The 304-nt window shown below is 65.5% G+C and carries 1 protein-coding gene; it reads right to left on the reverse strand.

The features are described 5' to 3' along the window. Positions 1-304, reverse strand: a 304-nt coding sequence (locus MXD59_RS26080) for an acyltransferase domain-containing protein (RefSeq protein WP_248827212.1), incomplete at both ends; no start/stop codon positions are given.

A 304-nucleotide genomic window follows, 5' to 3' on the forward strand; every position in this document is an offset into this window, starting at 1 on the left:
GCCGTGGGTGTGGAGGGTGGCGAGGTTGGTGTGGAAGTGGGTGAGGGTGGGGTGGGTGCGGTGGAGGGTGGGGTGGGTGGTGGCGGGGGTGGTGTGGTGGTCGAGGGTTTCCTGGGTGGGGAGGGTGAGGATGGGGTGGGGGCTGGTTTCGAGGTAGAGGGTGTGGCCGTGGTGGAGGAGGTTTTGGATGGTGGTGTGGTATTGGACGGTGTTTCGGAGGTTGGTGTACCAGTATTCGGGGGTGAGGGTGGTGGTGTCGGTGAGGTGGGTGGTGGTGACGGTGGAGTAGAAGGGCACCTGGGCC

It is taken from the genome of Frankia umida (genome assembly GCF_023242945.1).
GTDB classification, from domain to species: domain Bacteria; phylum Actinomycetota; class Actinomycetes; order Frankiales; family Frankiaceae; genus Frankia; species Frankia umida.